This window comes from Oceanobacillus phoenicis (assembly GCF_047238145.1).
Taxonomy (GTDB): domain Bacteria; phylum Bacillota; class Bacilli; order Bacillales; family Amphibacillaceae; genus Oceanobacillus.
Map to the genome: position 1 here is coordinate 620,001 of NZ_JBDFME010000001.1, position 17,229 is coordinate 637,229.

Genomic DNA, 17,229 nt, shown 5'->3' on the forward strand with positions numbered 1-17,229 from the left:
CACTAAGGGGCGGAAACCCCCTAACACCTAGCACTCATCGTTTACGGCGTGGACTACCAGGGTATCTAATCCTGTTCGCTCCCCACGCTTTCGCTCCTCAGCGTCAGTTACAGACCAGAGAGTCGCCTTCGCCACTGGTGTTCCTCCACATCTCTACGCATTTCACCGCTACACGTGGAATTCCACTCTCCTCTTCTGCACTCAAGTCCTCCAGTTTCCAATGCACGTTTACGGTTGAGCCGTAAGATTTCACATCAGACTTAAAGAACCGCCTGCGAGCGCTTTACGCCCAATAATTCCGGACAACGCTTGCCACCTACGTATTACCGCGGCTGCTGGCACGTAGTTAGCCGTGGCTTTCTGGTTAGGTACCGTCAAGGTGCCATCAGTTACTATGGCACTTGTTCTTCCCTAACAACAGAGTTTTACGATCCGAAAACCTTCATCACTCACGCGGCGTTGCTCCGTCAGACTTTCGTCCATTGCGGAAGATTCCCTACTGCTGCCTCCCGTAGGAGTCTGGGCCGTGTCTCAGTCCCAGTGTGGCCGATCACCCTCTCAGGTCGGCTACGCATCGTCGCCTTGGTAAGCCGTTACCTTACCAACTAGCTAATGCGCCGCAGGCCCATCTGTAAGTGACAGCAAAAGCCGCCTTTCAACTTCTCATCAGGAGATGAAAAGTGTTATCCGGTATTAGCTCGCGTTTCCACGAGTTATCCCAGTCTTACAGGCAGGTTGCCTACGTGTTACTCACCCGTCCGCCGCTCATTCCATTATCGTCACCTCCGAAAAGGATCAGATAACTTCCTGCGCTCGACTTGCATGTATTAGGCACGCCGCCAGCGTTCGTCCTGAGCCAAGATCAAACTCTCCATAAAAGTTGTGTTTCTTGTGCTTCAGAAGTCAACTTCTGACTTCATTTCTTTTTAAGAAAAACGAGGTGTTTTTCTTCTTTCGTACTGGTTGTTTTGTTCAGTTTTCAAAGAGCAATTTCAGTGTCGCTCTCAAAAAAGCGACTTTATAAATATATCATTTCTCCCAAATCTTGTCAACACTTTTTAAAAAGTTTTTTGATAGAAATGGTGGAGCCTAGCGGGATCGAACCGCTGACCTCCTGCGTGCAAGGCAGGCGCTCTCCCAGCTGAGCTAAGGCCCCTTATTTAAAAATCATGGTCGGGAAGACAGGATTCGAACCTGCGACCCCTTGGTCCCAAACCAAGTGCTCTACCAAGCTGAGCTACTTCCCGATGGCGCGCCTGAGAGGAGTCGAACCCCTAACCTCTTGATCCGTAGTCAAACGCTCTATCCAATTGAGCTACAGGCGCGAATGGTGCCGAGGACCGGAATCGAACCGGTACGGTAGTCACCTACCGCAGGATTTTAAGTCCTGTGCGTCTGCCAGTTCCGCCACCCCGGCAGGGTTGGAGCGGAAGACGGGATTCGAACCCGCGACCCCCACCTTGGCAAGGTGGTGTTCTACCACTGAACTACTTCCGCATTGGCATATTTTTAATGGTGCGGGTGGAGGGACTTGAACCCCCACGTCCGAAGACACTAGATCCTAAGTCTAGCGCGTCTGCCAATTCCGCCACACCCGCAAATGGTGAGCCATGAAGGATTCGAACCTTCGACCCTCTGATTAAAAGTCAGATGCTCTACCGACTGAGCTAATGGCTCGTACAACTTGAATATATTCACCATTCATTAATATTCTGTTTAAAAAAGTGGTGCCGGCCAGAGGACTTGAACCCCCAACCTACTGATTACAAGTCAGTTGCTCTACCAGTTGAGCTAGGCCGGCGTGGTGGAGGATGCAGGGCTCGAACCTGCGACCCCCTGCTTGTAAGGCAGGTGCTCTCCCAGCTGAGCTAATCCTCCGAACTGCCTGGCGGCGTCCTACTCTTGCAGGGGCAAAGCCCCAACTACCATCGGCGCTGAAGAGCTTAACTTCTGTGTTCGGCATGGGAACAGGTGTGGCCTCTTCGCTATCGCTACCAGACTTTCGTGTAATATGTAGTCCAAAAAAAATAAGGACAAGTTATATTATATGCATTTCTTAGACAAAATGCAACACTTTTTTAGGATTGTACCCTAAAAACTAAATAAGAGTAACGTGACATCATTCTATTCTAGCTCCAGTCTCTATCAACTAGCAGACTTCCTTCTCTTCCTTACGATAAGTCAATATCAAATCGTCTAACGACTCTTTGTATTTCCTTTATCTCATTCAGAGAACGTCCAGTCTGTACGTTGATGTACAGATCCTGTCGCTTTATATACTTAGATAAGTCCTCGATCAATTAGTATCCGTCAGCTGCACGTGTCACCACGCTTCCACCTCGGACCTATCAACCTCATCGTCTCTGAGGGATCTTACTCACTCGAAGTGATGGGAAGTTTCATCTTGAGGGGGGCTTCATGCTTAGATGCTTTCAGCACTTATCCTTTCCACACGTAGCTACCCAGCCATGCTCCTGGCGGAACAACTGGTACACCAGCGGTGTGTCCATCCCGGTCCTCTCGTACTAAGGACAGCTCCTCTCAAACTTCCAACGCCCACGACGGATAGGGACCGAACTGTCTCACGACGTTCTGAACCCAGCTCGCGTACCGCTTTAATGGGCGAACAGCCCAACCCTTGGGACCGACTACAGCCCCAGGATGCGATGAGCCGACATCGAGGTGCCAAACCTCCCCGTCGATGTGAACTCTTGGGGGAGATAAGCCTGTTATCCCCGGGGTAGCTTTTATCCGTTGAGCGATGGCCCTTCCATGCGGAACCACCGGATCACTAAGCCCGACTTTCGTCCCTGCTCGACTTGTAGGTCTCGCAGTCAAGCTCCCTTCTGCCTTTACACTCTACGAATGATTTCCAACCATTCTGAGGGAACCTTTGGGCGCCTCCGTTACTCTTTGGGAGGCGACCGCCCCAGTCAAACTGCCCGCCTGACACTGTCTCCGAACCGGATCACGGTCCTGGGTTAGAATGTTCATACAGCGAGGGTGGTATCCCACGGGTGCCTCCACGTAAGCTAGCGCTCACGTTTCAAAGGCTCCCACCTATCCTGTACAAGCTGCACAAACATTCAATATCAGGCTACAGTAAAGCTCCACGGGGTCTTTCCGTCCTGTCGCGGGTAATGCGCATCTTCACGCATAGTATAATTTCACCGGGTCTCTCGTTGAGACAGTGCCCAAGTCGTTGCACCTTTCGTGCGGGTCGGAACTTACCCGACAAGGAATTTCGCTACCTTAGGACCGTTATAGTTACGGCCGCCGTTTACTGGGGCTTCGGTTCAAAGCTTCGCTCCGAAGAGCTAACTCGTCCCCTTAACCTTCCAGCACCGGGCAGGTGTCAGCCCCTATACTTCGCCTTTCGGCTTCGCAGAGACCTGTGTTTTTGCTAAACAGTCGCTTGGGCCTATTCACTGCGGCTCCTCCTATGAAGGAGCACCCCTTCTCCCGAAGTTACGGGGTCATTTTGCCGAGTTCCTTAACGAGAGTTCTCCCGCTCACCTTAGGATTCTCTCCTCGCCTACCTGTGTCGGTTTGCGGTACGGGCACCTATGATCTAACTAGAGGCTTTTCTTGGCAGTGTGAAATCCGGAACTTCGGTACTCAATTTCCCTCCCCATCACAGCTTGAAATTGCCAGACGGATTTGCCTATCTGACTTTCTCACTGCTTGGGCGCACACGTCCATCGGTGCGCATTCCTTATCCTACTGCGTCCCCCCATCGCTCAAACAATCATGAGGTGGTACAGGAATATCTACCTGTTGTCCATCGCCTACGCCTGTCGGCCTCGGCTTAGGTCCCGACTAACCCTGAGAGGACGAGCCTTCCTCAGGAAACCTTAGGCATTCGGTGAAAGAGATTCTCACTCTTTTTTCGCTACTCATACCGGCATTCTCACTTCTAAGCGCTCCACCAGTCCTCACGGTCTGACTTCACAGCACTTAGAACGCTCTCCTACCATTGTTCGTAAGAACAATCCGCAGCTTCGGTGATACGTTTAGCCCCGGTACATTTTCGGCGCAGAGTCACTCGACCAGTGAGCTATTACGCACTCTTTAAATGGTGGCTGCTTCTAAGCCAACATCCTGGTTGTCTGGGCAACTCCACATCCTTTTCCACTTAACGTATACTTTGGGACCTTAGCTGGCGGTCTGGGCTGTTTCCCTTTCGACTATGAACCTTATCACCCATAGTCTGACTCCCAAGTTTAAGTAACTGGCATTCGGAGTTTGACTGAATTCGGTAACCCGGTAGGGGCCCCTAGTCCAATCAGTGCTCTACCTCCAGTACTCATCATCTTGAGGCTAGCCCTAAAGCTATTTCGGAGAGAACCAGCTATCTCCGTGTTCGATTGGCATTTCACCCCTACCCACACCTCATCCCCGCATTTTTCAACATACGTGGGTTCGGGCCTCCAGTCAGTGTTACCTGACCTTCACCCTGGACATGGGTAGATCACACGGTTTCGGGTCTACGACCACATACTATATTCGCCCTATTCAGACTCGCTTTCGCTGCGGCTCCGTGTCTTCCACTTAACCTTGCATGAGATCGTAACTCGCCGGTCCATTCTACAAAAGGTACGCCGTCACCCATTAACGGGCTTCGACTACTTGTAGGCACACGGTTTCAGGTTCTATTTCACTCCCCTTCCGGGGTGCTTTTCACCTTTCCCTCACGGTACTGGTTCACTATCGGTCACTAGGGAGTATTTAGCCTTGGGAGATGGTCCTCCCGGATTCCGACGGAATTCCACGTGTTCCGCCGTACTCAGGATACACTCCGGAGGAAATTCCTTTTCAATTACAGGGCTGTTACCTTCTTCGGCTGACCTTTCCAGATCGATTCATTTAAAGAATTTCTTTGTAACTCCAAAGGAGTGTCCTACAACCCCAGAAAGCAAGCTTTCTGGTTTGGGCTCTTTCCGTTTCGCTCGCCGCTACTCAGGAAATCGAGGTTTCTTTCTCTTCCTCCAGGTACTGAGATGTTTCAGTTCCCCGGGTCTGCTCCCTATACCCTATGTATTGAGGTATAGGTACTGCTCCATTACGAACAGTGGGTTTCCCCATTCGGAAATCCCCGGATCAAAGTTTACTTACAACTCCCCGAGGCATATCGGTGTTAGTCCCGTCCTTCTTCAGCTCCTAGTGCCAAGGCATCCACCGTGCGCCCTTATTCACTTAACTAAGTTATTTCAGTAAATAAGCGTGCTAATTTAATAGCCTTGTTTCAAAAAAACATTAAATAGATTCAGCTTCTAATTTAATAGTTGCTTCATCTTTTTGTTTGATGTCGTTGTTACTCTTATTTAGTTTTCAAGGTACAAACTTCCACACGGATGTGGTGGCTTCTGTGTTGTCACATGGACGTGACGTTCTTAACAGAAGTTCATTATTTCGAGAGATTGCTCTCTCAAAACTGAACCAAACAACCAAGTACGATTCCGTAATAATCCTTAGAAAGGAGGTGATCCAGCCGCACCTTCCGATACGGCTACCTTGTTACGACTTCACCCCAATCATTAGTCCCACCTTCGGCGGCTGGCTCCAAAAGGTTACCTCACCGACTTCGGGTGTTACCAACTCTCGTGGTGTGACGGGCGGTGTGTACAAGGCCCGGGAACGTATTCACCGCGGCATGCTGATCCGCGATTACTAGCGATTCCGGCTTCATGTAGGCGAGTTGCAGCCTACAATCCGAACTGAGAATGGTTTTGTGGGATTTGCTTGACCTCACGGGTTCGCTTCCCTTTGTTCCATCCATTGTAGCACGTGTGTAGCCCAGGTCATAAGGGGCATGATGATTTGACGTCATCCCCACCTTCCTCCGGTTTGTCACCGGCAGTCACCTTAGAGTGCCCAACTAAATGCTGGCAACTAAGATCAAGGGTTGCGCTCGTTGCGGGACTTAACCCAACATCTCACGACACGAGCTGACGACAACCATGCACCACCTGTCACTCTGTCCCCGAAGGGAAAACTCTATCTCTAGAGTGTTCAGAGGATGTCAAGACCTGGTAAGGTTCTTCGCGTTGCTTCGAATTAAACCACATGCTCCACCGCTTGTGCGGGCCCCCGTCAATTCTTTTGAGTTTCAGCCTTGCGGCCGTACTCCCCAGGCGGAGTGCTTAATGCGTTAACTTCAGCACTAAGGGGCGGAAACCCCCTAACACCTAGCACTCATCGTTTACGGCGTGGACTACCAGGGTATCTAATCCTGTTCGCTCCCCACGCTTTCGCTCCTCAGCGTCAGTTACAGACCAGAGAGTCGCCTTCGCCACTGGTGTTCCTCCACATCTCTACGCATTTCACCGCTACACGTGGAATTCCACTCTCCTCTTCTGCACTCAAGTCCTCCAGTTTCCAATGCACGTTTACGGTTGAGCCGTAAGATTTCACATCAGACTTAAAGAACCGCCTGCGAGCGCTTTACGCCCAATAATTCCGGACAACGCTTGCCACCTACGTATTACCGCGGCTGCTGGCACGTAGTTAGCCGTGGCTTTCTGGTTAGGTACCGTCAAGGTGCCATCAGTTACTATGGCACTTGTTCTTCCCTAACAACAGAGTTTTACGATCCGAAAACCTTCATCACTCACGCGGCGTTGCTCCGTCAGACTTTCGTCCATTGCGGAAGATTCCCTACTGCTGCCTCCCGTAGGAGTCTGGGCCGTGTCTCAGTCCCAGTGTGGCCGATCACCCTCTCAGGTCGGCTACGCATCGTCGCCTTGGTAAGCCGTTACCTTACCAACTAGCTAATGCGCCGCAGGCCCATCTGTAAGTGACAGCAAAAGCCGCCTTTCAACTTCTCATCAGGAGATGAAAAGTGTTATCCGGTATTAGCTCGCGTTTCCACGAGTTATCCCAGTCTTACAGGCAGGTTGCCTACGTGTTACTCACCCGTCCGCCGCTCATTCCATTATCGTCACCTCCGAAAAGGATCAGATAACTTCCTGCGCTCGACTTGCATGTATTAGGCACGCCGCCAGCGTTCGTCCTGAGCCAAGATCAAACTCTCCATAAAAGTTGTGTTTCTTGTGCTTCAGAAGTCAACTTCTGACTTCATTTCTTTTAAAGAAAAACGAGGTGTTTTTCTTCTTTCGTACTGGTTGTTTTGTTCAGTTTTCAAAGAGCAATTTCAGTGTCGCTAACTCAAATTGGCGACTTTATTAATTTAACACATCTGATTGTCAGTGTCAACAATTTATTTTAACTTTTTTTATTCAAGTTTGTTTTGATGTGCTTTGTTGATGCGCTTTGTTAACGCAACGATATTTAATTTATCATGATTCCAAAACGAAATCAAGCACTTTTCAAAAGAAATTTTGGATTGATTAATATTTCTATAATTTAGGCTATTCCGCATTAAGAAATACATACTTATGTATTCCCAATATAATAGGATTTTAAACAAAGAAAAACCCTTACCAAAACCTTGTTTTGGTAAGGGTTTATTCAATATCAAGTTACTTTGTACGCATTTGCGGGAATAGTAATACATCGCGAATAGACGGAGAGTTTGTAAGTAACATTACTAAACGGTCTACACCTATACCGAGTCCGCCAGTAGGTGGCATACCATATTCTAGCGCTTCTAAGAAATCCTCATCCATATAATGTGCTTCATCATTTCCTGCGGCTCTTTCTTTTACTTGAACCTCAAAACGAGCACGTTGATCAATTGGATCATTTAATTCACTAAACGCATTGGCATGTTCTCTTCCTACTATAAACAACTCAAAGCGATCTGTGAATCGTTCGTCTTCTTTATTTTTCTTCGCTAGTGGAGAAATTTCCACTGGATGCCCATATATAAACGTAGGTTGAATAAGAGTCTCTTCTACTTTTTGTTCAAAAAATTCATTTACAACATGACCATAACTCATTGAATCCGTTACTTGTACGCCGTGTTCTTTGGCAACTGCACGTGCTTGCTCATCTGAAAATTCATTCCAAAAGTCCACACCTGTAGCATCTTTAACAGCATCTACGATATGCAATCTTGTCCATTTTGGTTCTAAATTAATTTCGTGTTCACCGTAAGCAATAGTCGTAGAACCATGTACTTGTTTGGCGATATGAGCAACGAGGTTCTCGGTAAGTTCCATAATATCATGATAATCAGCATACGCTTCATATAGTTCTATCATAGTGAATTCAGGATTATGTCTTGTAGACACGCCCTCATTACGGAATACACGTCCTATTTCATAAACTTTTTCTAATCCGCCAACCATTAATCGTTTTAGATGCAATTCAATAGCTATTCGCATGTATAGTTCAATATCTAAAGCGTTATGGTGTGTAATAAATGGTCGTGCGGAAGCTCCACCAGGGATACTATGCATCATCGGTGTTTCAACTTCTAAAAATCCCTGTCCGTTTAAATACTCTCTCATCGATTGAATGATTTTACTTCGAGATACAAATGTTTCTCTACTGCCTGGGTTTGTAATTAGGTCAAGATAGCGTTGACGATAGCGCTGTTCGATATCTTTCAATCCATGATACTTTTCAGGTAATGGTCGTAGAGATTTTGTTAACAACTGAAATTCTTTTGCTTTAACAGAGATTTCGCCTACATTTGTTTTAAACATAACTCCTGTTATGCCAACAATATCCCCTAAATCTGTAGACTTAAATACTTCATAAGCATCGTCACCGATCATATCTTTACGTACATATAATTGAATTTGACCACTTAAATCTTGAATATGAGCAAATCCAGCTTTTCCTTTTCCACGCTTTGTCATTAACCTTCCAGCAATGGTAACTTCATCTGTTAATTCCTCTAACTCTTCTTTTGAATACGAATCATATTTATCAATAAGATCTGTAGCCAAGTGAGTACGTTCAAATTTACCACCAAATGGATCCAATCCTTTTTCCATATGTTCCGTTAATTTATCTCTCCGAACCTGCATATGTTCATTCAATTCTTCTGACACTTCTATCACTCCAATTCTCATAAAATAAGTATAGCGTATCCACAATGATGATTCACCTAACAAGTTTTAAAAGAAAACATCTCAACTGTTGGTGATCAACTACCATATTTCATTACTCTAAAAAACTCAACGCTCGAATGTTATTGATCAACCATCCATATAATATATCCATTAATTCTACTTGCGTTTCTATTCTTTGCCTTCTCTCGGACACTTCCGGCACTAAAATAAATGCTTCTCATTCCATAATAGCCACTGTATTGCAAAAACAAATTCGGAACAGTAATGTCATCCTTAATGGGTCAGTTGCTATGCTCTTCTAGTACGAGCTCTTGTTTTGAAATGGATAGTTTTTCAGCAATCTCATCTAATAGTTGATCGGAAGGTTGTTGTGTACCACGTTCAATATTCCCTAGTTTTGAAGTGGAAATCTCCATTTCTTGAGCAAATTGTATTTGTGTGTATCCTTTTAGCTTACGAAAAGCTTTTATTCTTCTTCCGATTCGCTTTTTATCCATTTTTTTACATCCTTTTTATCTGTCTCAGGAAGTTCATTGATGTAAGAGTCCACTGTTTTGTTCTTTACAGGTATCGTATAGCCTGGTGCAATTTCTTGAAGTGGTATCAAAACAAATGCGCGTTCATGCATTCTAGGATGCGGCAACATCAATCTTTCTACTGTACTATTTTCTTGATTATACGTCAAAATGTCAAGGTCGATTGTACGAGGACCAAATCGAATCGTTCTCTCTCTTCCTAACTCCTCTTCTATCCGTTGACATGCATCTAATAATTCATTTGCAGATAAACTCGTTGTTACTTGTACTACCATATTTAAAAAGTCAGATTGTGCTGCGTAACCTACAGGAGCCGTCTCATATATAGATGACTTTTTCTGAATGGTTATGTTTGGGTGATCATCCAATAATTGTAGTCCTTTGTTAATATAATTTTCACGTGGTTCGATATTAGTTCCTAAGGCTACATAAGCTTCATTCATCGTATCCTCTCCCTATATATTTCTACAGCGACAGATTTATAATGTCCTGGAATGGGTGGGTCTGGTTTGACTACTTTTACTATACACGCATTCAATAATGGAAAGGAGGCAAAGAGTTCTTTAGAGATTTCTTCAGCTACTGCTTCAATTAATTTAAACGGTTGACCTTCGACTACCTTTTTCACCGTTTCATAAGCTTGTCCATAATGGATGGACTCATTCATATCATCGAATTTTCCCGCCTTATCTAAAGGTACATGTAATTCGAGATCTACATTAAACCGTTGGCCTAATTTATTTTCTTCTGGAAAAAGTCCGTGATAACCATAAAACTGCATTTGTTTTATTATGATTTTATCCATTTTAAAGACTCCTTTTTCCATAGATAGCATCCGCAACCTTAGCAGCTTCAGCATTAATATGTACATTATGCACTCGTACCAGATGAGCCCCTTGTTGCACTCCGATGACTGTAGTAGCAGATGTACCAACATCACGTTGATCTGCCGGAACATCTAGTACATGCCCAATAAACCTTTTTCGTGAGGTTGCTAAAAGTATTGGATACCCTAAGTCAACTAATTGGTGTAACTCCCTTACTACTTCCATGTTCTGTTCCATGCTTTTAGCAAATCCAACACCAGGGTCAAGAATGATATTATCATCGGTGATCCCTGCATCTTTAGCAATTTGAATGCTTTCTAATAAATCGGATTTTACATCTTCCATAAAATCTATATAGTTTTCTTCATTGCGATTGTGCATTAAAATAATTGGAACGTTATATTCCGCTACAACCTTGGCCATATCTGGATCTTTTTTGGCACCCCATATATCATTAATAATATCCGCTCCTGCCTCTAACACTTTTTGAGCCGTCTCTGATTTAAAGGTATCAACAGATATTGGAATGCTTAATTTGTCTTTAAGGGAATGAATAACAGGAAGAATTCGATTTAATTCTTCTTCAGCAGATATTGGAGTGTAACCTGGTCGTGTTGATTCCCCTCCTATATCGATAATATCTGCTCCCTGTTTTTCTAATTCCAAAGCTTGGTTCACAGCTTGATCTACAGTTGAATAATTTCCTCCATCTGAAAAGGAGTCCGGAGTTACATTTAGTATTCCCATTATATGCGTTCGTTCAGATACATTTAAAATACGTTTCTTCGTTCGAATATTCAACTTATCCCCTACCTCTTTTCTTACATAATCTATTCTTTCATCCTACAATAACTAATCGCAGAACGGAAGGACTACCTTAAACTACCTAAACAAAAAAAGAGCCGACCTATTTTGGCCGGCCCTCCTTATTTATTTACTCTTCATCAAATTGATATAACGGTGTTGATAAGTAACGTTCACCATTATCTGGTAAAATAGCAAGTACTTTCTTGCCTTTACCTAATTTTTTCGCTACCTTAACTGCCGCAGCAACCGCTGCGCCTGAGGAAATACCACCCAATATTCCATTGGTCGTTGCAACTTTTCTAGCTGCTTCATATGCTTCCTCATTACCAATGGTTAAAACTTCATCATAAATTGCCGTGTCTAACACATCAGGTTTAAAGCCAGCTCCGATTCCTTGTATTTTATGAGGTCCTGGTGATCCACCTGAAAGTACTGGAGAATCAGCTGGTTCCACTGCGTATAATTTAATATCTTCAAAGTGGTTTTTTAGTACCTTACCTGCACCCGTAATTGTTCCACCTGTTCCAATACCGGATACAAACCCATCAAGACCTTCTTTCATCTGTTCCACAATTTCTTTACCCGTCGTTTTTTCATGTATATCAGGATTAGCAGGGTTGCTAAATTGTTGCGGCATAAAGTAATCATTCTCTTTCTGTAACTCCACCGCTTTCCCAATCGCACCTTTCATCCCTTCAGCTCCAGGTGTTAAGACTAGTTCAGCACCATAGGCACGAAGTAGGTTTCTACGTTCCTGACTCATGGTATCTGGCATTACTAAAACAGCACGGTAACCTTTCGCAGCTGCTACCATCGCAAGACCAATACCAGTATTACCACTAGTCGGCTCAATAATGGTGTCGCCTTCTTTTAAATTTCCGCCTTGTTCAGCTGCTTCTATCATCGCAATAGCAATACGATCTTTAACAGAGCTACCAGGATTCATAAATTCTAACTTTACGTATACATCCGCACTATCATCATCGGTAACATTGTGTAATTTAACAATAGGCGTTCCACCGATTAAACCTGTAATATTATCAGAGACCTTCATCTGACTTCCTCCTCTAATTCCAAGTGATTTTATAAGATTTACATCTAATGTAGTTCCTTTATCCTAAAATGTCAACTAATTTGTCTGATAATTTAAGATTATTCATTTTCGTAAATCCAATCGATCTCTACTTCTTCCCATAATCGGTCTGCTTCTAACGTCAGTCCTTCTTCATGCATGGCAATCTCACTACGCACATATGGTTGTACTTCCTCATAAGTAAATTCAATCGCTGGGAGTTTACGATGCAAATACATGATTGCTACACCATTTTCGGCTTGAAAAGGTTCACTGTATGTGTGATTTTCCATATTTGCAGCTTGTGTTTCATAACTATCCAATAGAAATTGACTTGATGTGTAAATAGTCCCCATATAGCCGCCATTTTGTCTTGTTTCGTCATCAATACTATATTCTCTAGCTAATAATTTAAAAGAAGCTCCATCTTCTAATTCTTGGTATACCTGTTCAGCTGTTTCCATATCTTCTACTAAAATATGCGAAAGCTTAACGGAAGATGAAAAATCATACTGATTACCATATGTATCATAATATGATTTTATTTCATCATCAGGAATCTCAATATCTTTGGTTAATAGCTGTTCCAATTGATAACGGTATTTGATTTCTTCTCTCCATCTTTCTTCCTCTTCTTCAGCATCCTCTTCCGTTAATATTCCTTGCATGGTATATAAGAACGAAACTTCCCTGTCGATGATTTTTTCGCTTACTTCGACACCTTCTTGCTCTGCTAAAGTATTAACGACTTCTTTATCAACCATCTGTTTCAAGTATTTTTGCCCTTGCATGTTTCTTAAATCTGTCATCCATTCATCGTAGGATATTTCTTCGCCGGCTACAGTTGCGACTGCTTCATTACGATTAATCTCTTTCTCTCCCTCACCGTCCGACACTACTTCTGAATCATTGCCATCTCCCACAAACAGTAGAGTTGCAATATTCGTAATCAATAGTACCACAACGATTCCGAGCAACAATTTTTTTGACATGAGGTGTAACTCCCTTTCTTCTCTCTACTGTTTAAGGTTTTCTAATTCTTCCTCCGTAAAATGATACTTTTCATTACAAAAATGACAAGTAGCCTCCGCACCATGATCTTCATTAATCATCGCCTGAATTTCATCATTTCCTAAACCAATAATTGCTTGAGCAAGACGATCTTTGGAGCATTTACAACGAAATTCAATTGGCATTTTTTCATGAATGGTTAATTGTTCTTCTCCAAATAGTTGGGTAAGTATTTCTTCCGGAGTTTTTCCTTCACGAATTAACGAAGATATCGCAGGGAGAGCTTGAATTTGATCTTCTAATTCATTAATTACCTCTTCTTCAGCACCTGGCATTACTTGAACGATAAAACCTCCAGCAGCTAAAATAGTATGGTCTGGATTTACCAAAACCCCTGCACCAACAGCTGATGGTATTTGTTCTGAAGTAGCATAGTAATACGTAAAGTCTTCACTAATCTCACCAGAAACGATCGGTGTTTCTCCTGTGAAAAAATCCTTTAATCCTAAATCTTTAATAACACTAATATTTCCTTCTGTACCAACCGCTCGTGCTACATCCAGTTTGCCTTTTTTATTTAATTCGAAATCTACATGCGGATTCGTAACATATCCACGAACATGCCCATCCGCATCCGCGTCCGCAACAATTGCTCCAAGTGGACCATTACCCATCACTTTTGTTGTGATAGAGTCATCACCTTTAAGCATAGCACCCATCATTGATGTAATTGTTATGGTCCTGCCAAGAGCTGCTGATGCAGTTGCAAACGTATCTTGTCTTCTTCTCGCTTCTTCTACCGTACTTGTGGATTGAACAGCATACGCTCTAATTTTCCCATCATTCGCTGTCGCTTTTATTAAGTAATCCTTCATTGGGAAATCTCTCCTTTTTCTACTAATTATTTTTTTGATAGATCAAATGCAATCCTTTTAACGTCAAATAAGGCTCTACGATATCAATGGTTGCAGATTCATGCGCAATTAATTTAGCCAGTCCTCCCGTAGCAATAACAGTTGGATTTGTACCTTTCTCGTTTTTGATTCGCTCTACCAAACCATCTACTTGTCCAATATATCCATAAAACACTCCAGATGTCATGGCATCTACCGTTGTAGAACCAATCACAGTTTCTGGCTTTTGAATTTCAATTTTTGGTAATTTAGAAGCCTTACTATATAGGGCTTCCATTGAGATATTAATCCCTGGTGTAATAATTCCTCCGGCATATGCAGTATCCTCGTCGATATAGCAATACGTAGTTGCTGTTCCAAAATCAATAATAATTAGCGGTGCACCGTATTCTTCTGTAGCTGCTACAGCATTTACAATTCTATCTGCACCAATTTCTTGAGGATTAGGGTAATTCATCTTTAAAAACGTTTGATAAGACGTTTTTCCAATTACAATGGCATCTATATGAAAATAATCTCTACTCATTTTCTCTAAAGCAAATAAAATAGGTGGAACAACCGAGGATATGATGACGCCCTTAATATCTTCAAATGTTAATCCTTTATGTTGAAAAAGAGAATGAATTAGCATTCCAAATTCATCTTCTGTTTTGTAACGATCGGTTTTAATTCTCCAATGATGGGTTAATTCACCTTGATCAAACACACCTAAAACGGTATTCGTATTTCCTACATCAAGTACAAATAGCATCTGTTGAGCCTACCTTCCTTATCTTATCTGTTCTTTAATATAACATACTTTAGGAAATATAAGAAAAGCTCAAAGCTTACATTGATAATTGCTGATGTACACATAAAAAAAGAAGCAGCCCTTTTTAGGCTACTTCTCATGAATTAATTTTTAGGATTTTGATCCTCTGAAGCGTCATTCTGCGTTTCATCATTGGAAGATTTGTCGGAATCTAATGATTCTGATTCTCTGTCCGATTTTTCTTCTTCTTCAAGCTTCTGTTTTGCTTCTTCATAGGAAATACCTTTTTTATCTTCATCTTCTTTAGAATTAATATTTACCTTCAATTCATCTGATTCTTCATCTGGTTCTGGTAATATTCCTTCTTCAAATAAAGATTTAATTTGTTTTGCGTCTAAAGTTTCAACCTCTAATAAGGTCTTGGCAATCAATTCTAGCTTATCTTTGTTCTCAGTAAGGATTGTTTTCGCACGATCATAGCAGTGATTGATAAATGACTGCATTTCTTTATCAATTTCATGTGCTATTGCATCGGAATAAGTCTGTTCATTTTGGATGTCACGTCCTAAGAAGACGTTCCCTCCACCACCACTGCTAAATTGCAATGGTCCGATTTTGTCACTCATACCATATTCTGTAATCATCTTATGAGCGATATTGGTAGCACGTTGGAAGTCATTGGATGCTCCCGTACTCACTTCGCCAAAGATAATTTCTTCTGCGACTCGTCCACCGAGTAACCCAGTAATCTTGTCAAAGAGCTCTGGTTTTGTCATGAAATAACGATCTTCACGAGGTAGCATTACAGCATAACCACCAGCTTGACCACGTGGAACAATCGTAACTTTATGCACAACATCCGCATCATCCAGAACCATACCTATTACTGTATGACCACTCTCATGATATGCAACAATATTTCGTTCTTTTTTAGAGATAACTCGGCTCTTCTTAGCTGGCCCAGCAATAACTCGGTCAATTGCTTCATCAATATCTAACTGATTGATTTTCTTACGATCATCACGCGCCGCAATAAGAGCTGCTTCGTTAAGCAAGTTCTCTAGATCTGCACCAGAGAAACCTGGAGTACGCATTGCGATTGTTTTTAAATCTACACTCGCATCTAATGGTTTGTTTTGTGCATGTACACCTAGTACAGCTTCACGGCCTTTCACATCAGGTCGATCAACCATAATTTGTCTGTCAAAACGTCCTGGACGCAATAATGCAGGGTCTAAAATATCTGCACGGTTTGTAGCTGCAATAATGATAATACCTTCATTCGCTCCAAATCCGTCCATCTCAACAAGTAATTGGTTAAGGGTTTGTTCACGTTCATCGTGACCACCACCAAGACCTGCACCACGTTGACGCCCTACAGCATCGATTTCATCGATGAAGATAATACATGGAGCATTCTTTTTCGCATTTTCAAATAGGTCACGTACACGAGAAGCACCGACCCCAACAAACATTTCCACAAAATCCGAACCACTAATAGAGAAGAACGGTGTCCCAGCTTCTCCAGCAACTGCACGAGCAAGTAACGTTTTACCAGTACCAGGAGGTCCAACTAGAAGTACCCCTTTTGGTATGCGCGCACCTACTTGTGAGAATTTACGTGGATCTTTTAAGAATTCAACTACTTCAACAAGCTCTTGTTTTTCTTCATCAGCACCTGCGACATCTTTAAAGCGAACTTTTTTCTTATCTTCAGAGTACATTTTTGCTTTACTCTTACCGAAGTTCATTACACGGCCGCCACCGCCGCCTCCTTGTGCTTGACTAAGTATAAATAAGAAGAATAAACCGATTAATAAGAACGGAATAATTCCTGTTAGGAATGTAAGCCATGGACTTGGCTGTTCTTCTTCCTCAACGGTTAATTGACTTTGTTCTCTAGCGGTACTAGTAATTTGTGACACAAGTTCATTATTATCAGGAACTTGAGCAATAAATTCTGTCTCTCCATCAGTTAATGTCCCTGTTAGACGAATAATTCCATGTGATGGCTGAAATACAAGTTCTTCGATTTCGCCATTATTTAAAGCACTTATAAATTGCTCTACATCATACTGTTCTCTTTCTTCGCCTTGATTGTTAATTACTCCAATAACTCCAATAATCACAAAGAATATGAGTAACCAGAATAAGGCATTACGAAATACCTGACTCATTGCCTACCTCCTCCCAGATGGGGAAAAACTATAGTTCATCGTATCATACGAAAAAGTTTTAATACAAATGATATAACCTTTTTTAGATTAAATTTTTCCAATACTTTCTTAGATTATATAAAAAGAAAATTATATCTTATTTATTTTATC

General features: G+C 42.7%; 10 protein-coding genes, 9 tRNA genes and 4 rRNA genes (1 of these 23 cut by a window edge). All 23 read right to left on the reverse strand.

Features of this window, described 5'->3' with window-relative positions; all coding sequences use genetic code 11:
* Positions 1-878: ribosomal RNA gene (locus tag ABC346_RS03445) — 16S ribosomal RNA — on the reverse strand (it extends 686 nt beyond the left edge of the window).
* 202 nt (positions 879-1,080) lie between these two features.
* A tRNA-Ala gene (locus tag ABC346_RS03450) sits at positions 1,081-1,156 on the reverse strand.
* 14 nt (positions 1,157-1,170) lie between these two features.
* Positions 1,171-1,247: transfer RNA gene (locus ABC346_RS03455), tRNA-Pro, on the reverse strand.
* 1 nt (position 1,248) lies between these two features.
* Positions 1,249-1,325: transfer RNA gene (locus tag ABC346_RS03460), tRNA-Arg, on the reverse strand.
* Between the two features lie 3 nt (positions 1,326-1,328).
* Positions 1,329-1,417, reverse strand: a tRNA-Leu gene (locus ABC346_RS03465).
* Between the two features lie 5 nt (positions 1,418-1,422).
* Positions 1,423-1,497, reverse strand: a tRNA-Gly gene (locus tag ABC346_RS03470).
* Between the two features lie 16 nt (positions 1,498-1,513).
* A tRNA-Leu gene (locus ABC346_RS03475) sits at positions 1,514-1,598 on the reverse strand.
* 3 nt (positions 1,599-1,601) lie between these two features.
* Positions 1,602-1,677 (reverse strand) — tRNA-Lys (locus ABC346_RS03480).
* A 48-nt stretch (positions 1,678-1,725) separates the two neighbouring features.
* Positions 1,726-1,801, reverse strand: a tRNA-Thr gene (locus ABC346_RS03485).
* 1 nt (position 1,802) lies between these two features.
* A tRNA-Val gene (locus ABC346_RS03490) sits at positions 1,803-1,878 on the reverse strand.
* Positions 1,879-1,883: 5 nt separating this feature from the next.
* Positions 1,884-1,999: ribosomal RNA gene (gene rrf / locus ABC346_RS03495) — 5S ribosomal RNA — on the reverse strand.
* Positions 2,000-2,280: 281 nt separating this feature from the next.
* A 23S ribosomal RNA gene (locus ABC346_RS03500) occupies positions 2,281-5,202 on the reverse strand.
* Positions 5,203-5,475: 273 nt separating this feature from the next.
* Positions 5,476-7,039 (reverse strand): 16S ribosomal RNA (locus tag ABC346_RS03505).
* The 16S, 23S and 5S rRNA genes sit together here with 9 tRNA genes alongside, the layout of an rRNA operon.
* A gap of 442 nt (positions 7,040-7,481) precedes the next feature.
* Positions 7,482-8,984 carry a lysine--tRNA ligase gene (lysS, locus tag ABC346_RS03510; protein ID WP_413236503.1) on the reverse strand — a complete coding sequence of 501 codons (1,503 nt, stop codon included), beginning with the start codon at positions 8,982-8,984 and terminating at the stop codon, positions 7,482-7,484.
* A gap of 281 nt (positions 8,985-9,265) precedes the next feature.
* The gene (locus tag ABC346_RS03515) at positions 9,266-9,481 is read right to left on the reverse strand and encodes a helix-turn-helix domain-containing protein (protein WP_413233552.1); all 216 of its coding nucleotides are present in this window, start codon (positions 9,479-9,481) and stop codon (positions 9,266-9,268) included.
* On the reverse strand, positions 9,451-9,963 hold the full coding sequence (gene folK / locus ABC346_RS03520; protein ID WP_413233553.1) for a 2-amino-4-hydroxy-6-hydroxymethyldihydropteridine diphosphokinase: 513 nt from the start codon (positions 9,961-9,963) through the stop codon (positions 9,451-9,453). Before folK ends, ABC346_RS03515 begins: the two co-directional genes overlap by 31 nt.
* Entirely contained in the window at positions 9,960-10,325 is a 366-nt protein-coding gene (gene folB / locus ABC346_RS03525) for a dihydroneopterin aldolase (protein ID WP_413233554.1), read from the reverse strand. Before folB ends, folK begins: the two co-directional genes overlap by 4 nt.
* A 1-nt stretch (position 10,326) precedes the next feature.
* Positions 10,327-11,148, reverse strand: coding sequence for a dihydropteroate synthase (gene folP / locus ABC346_RS03530; protein ID WP_413233555.1), 822 nt, complete (start codon positions 11,146-11,148; stop codon positions 10,327-10,329).
* A 133-nt stretch (positions 11,149-11,281) separates the two neighbouring features.
* Positions 11,282-12,208: a cysteine synthase A gene (cysK, locus tag ABC346_RS03535; protein WP_413233556.1), complete on the reverse strand. Its 927-nt coding sequence runs from the start codon at positions 12,206-12,208 to the stop codon at positions 11,282-11,284.
* Between the two features lie 98 nt (positions 12,209-12,306).
* Positions 12,307-13,218: a peptidylprolyl isomerase gene (locus tag ABC346_RS03540; protein WP_413233557.1), complete on the reverse strand. Its 912-nt coding sequence runs from the start codon at positions 13,216-13,218 to the stop codon at positions 12,307-12,309.
* A 24-nt stretch (positions 13,219-13,242) separates the two neighbouring features.
* Positions 13,243-14,112 (reverse strand): Hsp33 family molecular chaperone HslO, encoded by an 870-nt coding sequence (gene hslO / locus ABC346_RS03545; protein WP_413233558.1) that lies wholly within the window; start codon positions 14,110-14,112, stop codon positions 13,243-13,245.
* A gap of 22 nt (positions 14,113-14,134) precedes the next feature.
* Complete coding sequence (locus ABC346_RS03550; RefSeq protein WP_413233559.1) at positions 14,135-14,902, reverse strand: type III pantothenate kinase; 768 nt, start codon at positions 14,900-14,902, stop codon at positions 14,135-14,137.
* Positions 14,903-15,045: 143 nt separating this feature from the next.
* A complete protein-coding gene (gene ftsH, locus ABC346_RS03555) occupies positions 15,046-17,079 on the reverse strand; it encodes an ATP-dependent zinc metalloprotease FtsH (protein ID WP_413233560.1) in 2,034 nt (677 codons plus the stop codon).
* Between the last annotated feature and the right edge of the window lie 150 nt (positions 17,080-17,229).